Here is a 2,793-nt window from a genome sequence, read left to right as displayed (position 1 = left end):
GCAGAGTGGGCGGCAGCACCCGCCACCACGACGTCGATCACCGCCACCCACAACATCAACCCGCTCACGCAGGCGGGGCGATGCCGCACGCCCACCGCCCGAAACACCCCACCTTGACTTCGCCCTCATAGGTTGCTCAGGACGGCGCGACGCTCGGGTCCGGCTTCTGCGACGGCGGCCCCTCGTGATAGCTCAACCGGCCTCGCGTCGCCGCGACGACGACGAGCGCGACCGCCACGAAGCCGACCAGCACGGGCAGCAGGCCGTAATCATTGAGCAGCGGGGCGGGGAAGAGCGGCGCCACGGCCTTGTTCGCGAACGTGTTGAAGGACGCGTGCATGAGAATCGTGATCAACAAACTGCCCTGGGCATTGTTGAACACCCAGGCCATGACGAGGGTCAGCGCGGTGGTCATCACGAAGAACATGACGACGTTGGTCGCAGTGGGCGGCGTCCACACCCCGGTCCAGAACAGGGGTAGGTGCCACGCGGCCCACAGCACGCCGAGGAGGCTCGCGCCGACCAGCGGCCCGTATGTCACCTGCAGACGGGGCAGCGCGAAGCCGCGCCAGCCCGGCTCCTCGCCCAACGGCCCACCGAGGACGAGCGTCACGACGAACGCCAACGGGTAGCCGGCCACCAGCCCGAGGGTCACCGGCTGGTAGGACGCCAGGACCCCAGGCAGGACGATCGCGCCGATCACCTCGCTGACCGGGATGACCAGCAGGACGAACAGGTACCAGCGGAGCTTCACGCGCCACTGCACGTAGCGGCGCAGCAGGCGCCTCGGGCCCTCCCTCCCCTCGGTCACCCGCGCCATGACGAACGCCGACAAGGTCGGGCCGGAGAATGTCGCGGCCGCGATCAGCGCGACCACCACGACCCGCGGGAGGGTGTACGGCAGGAGGCCGGTGCCGGTCCGCGAGAGCACGACCGGCAGCTCCAGCAACCAGGACCCGACGTAGGCGAAGAGAAAGAAGAACACCAGCGGGTGGCGGGCCAGAACACCGTGGCGCGCGTTATCCGATGGGGCTCCCACGTAGGAGACCGTCATGTCGAGGCCCTCCTTCCCGGTCCGGGAAAGGCTGCTCGTCGAGGCGACGCTCACCCATCCGGGGTAGCAGCTTAGGCATTTGGACACCGGCTGGGCGCTTCCTGTCACCCGAACGTGTCGCCGGGCGACTCGGCAGCAGCGCATGTCAACGACGACGACGATCCGGGCAGCGCGGAGGCGGTGTCTCAGCGCGGCTTCGCGACGACCAGCGGCGGGCCATCGCGCACCAGCTACTCATCGGGACGGGGACCGGCGCGCCCACCTGCGCGGGATCTTCACCCGGCTCGGCGTGACCTCGCACGGAGAGCTGGCCGCTCTCCCGGAGCGCCGTGGTCTGTGAGCCCAGCCCGCTGACAACGAGCAGAACGGTCTGGCACAGGGCCGACTTGTCCGACCCATGTCGCGGGCGGCGGGCGGTGGCCACGAGAACGGCAGAAAGGGCCGGTCTGGAGTCCTCCCAAACCGGCCCTGACCTGGGGAGCCGCCTGTCGGAATCGAACCGACGACCTACGCATTACGAGTGCGTTGCTCTGGCCGACTGAGCTAAGGCGGCAGTGGGCTCGAGTGTAGGCGAGCGCGCCGCACGCTCCGGCGCCCGGGGTCGGGAACATCGCCGGGAGACCCCGGGTTGACTCGTCACGTGTCCGCCGTGGGAGCGATCGTCCTCGTCGCCGTCCTCGTCGTCGCGACCGTCGTCGGCCTCGTCGTACGGGCCCGTGCCGGGCAGGTGCGGATGACGACGCCGGGCGCGGCGTCCGGCTGGAGCCTCGCCCACGTCGAGCCGGAGCCCGACGACCGCGTCCTGCTCCTCCAGCTCAGCTCCCCGATCTGCACTCCGTGCCGCCAGACCGCCACCACGCTGACGGACCTCGCGTCCACGCAACCGGGTCTGCGGCACACCGAGATCGACATCGCCGACGATCCCGACGCCGCCGCCACGCTGCACGTCATGCGCACCCCGACCACGATCGCGTTCGCTCGCGGCGGGCGCGAGCTGCTGCGCGTCTCGGGGGTGCCCCGTCGGGCGGAGCTGCTCGAGGCGCTGGACAGCGAGCTCGCCGAGCACCGATGATCACCGGTGTGCTGACACGCCGGCGTGCCGTCGACCACGGCCGTCTCGCCTCCGACCTCTGTCCGTGCCGCTGACCCTCGTCACGTCCGCACCCTCAGAGGAACCCCGGCCATGCAGCTCGACCCCCGCGGCGTCCGCTTCGCCGCGTCCCTGACCACCGTCGTCCTCGCGCTCGTCCTCGTCACCGGCAGCGGATGGCTCGTGCTCGCGCAGGCGATCGTGTTCGCCCTCCCCGCGCTCCTCGGCATGCGCTGGTCGCCGTACGGGGCGCTGTTCCGGCTCGCGGTCAGGCCGCGTCTGGGCCCGCCGACCGAGACCGAGGACGCGGCGCCCGTCCGCTTCTCGCAGACCGTCGGGCTCGTCTTCACCGTCGTGGCTGCGGCCGGCTACCTGGGCGGTGTCACGGCGCTGGGCATCGTCGCGACGGCGTTCGCGCTCGTCGCCGCGTTCCTCAACGCCGCATTCGGCTTCTGCCTGGGCTGCGAGCTGTACGGCTTCGTCGCGAGGGTCCGGCCCGCCGGTCGCGCGGCCTGATCGGAGAGTGATGCAGATCACTGTGGTCCGGTGACGGTTCCGGGCGCTCGGCGCGGTCTCGATGGGCGCCCCGATCCCGCAACCTCGTGGAGGACCCCGTGTCCGAACCATCCCGACCCGCCGTCGTCACCGG

The 2,793-nt window shown here is 71.0% G+C and carries 3 protein-coding genes and 1 tRNA gene; 2 read left to right on the top strand and 2 right to left on the bottom strand.

What is annotated here, in order from left to right; genetic code table 11:
- Positions 1-136: 136 nt before the first annotated feature.
- A complete protein-coding gene (locus VGH76_RS16840) occupies positions 137-1,054 on the bottom strand; it encodes a CPBP family intramembrane glutamic endopeptidase (RefSeq protein ID WP_331557855.1) in 918 nt (305 codons plus the stop codon).
- A 479-nt stretch (positions 1,055-1,533) separates the two neighbouring features.
- Positions 1,534-1,607, bottom strand: a tRNA-Thr gene (locus VGH76_RS16835).
- A gap of 87 nt (positions 1,608-1,694) precedes the next feature.
- On the opposite strand from VGH76_RS16835, the gene VGH76_RS16830 reads away from it, so the two are divergent.
- Together VGH76_RS16830 and VGH76_RS16825 are read left to right on the top strand one after the other, a co-directional pair.
- Positions 1,695-2,126 (top strand): thioredoxin family protein, encoded by a 432-nt coding sequence (locus VGH76_RS16830; protein WP_331557854.1) that lies wholly within the window; start codon positions 1,695-1,697, stop codon positions 2,124-2,126.
- A gap of 111 nt (positions 2,127-2,237) precedes the next feature.
- Complete coding sequence (locus VGH76_RS16825; RefSeq protein WP_331557853.1) at positions 2,238-2,660, top strand: DUF4395 domain-containing protein; 423 nt, start codon at positions 2,238-2,240, stop codon at positions 2,658-2,660.
- The last annotated feature ends 133 nt before the right edge of the window (positions 2,661-2,793 follow it).

This window comes from Actinomycetospora sp., assembly GCF_036497585.1.
In the GTDB taxonomy this organism is placed as follows: domain Bacteria; phylum Actinomycetota; class Actinomycetes; order Mycobacteriales; family Pseudonocardiaceae; genus Actinomycetospora.
The sequence above is the reverse complement of the archived record's forward strand: the minus strand, read 5'-3'. Positions and strand labels throughout refer to the sequence as shown.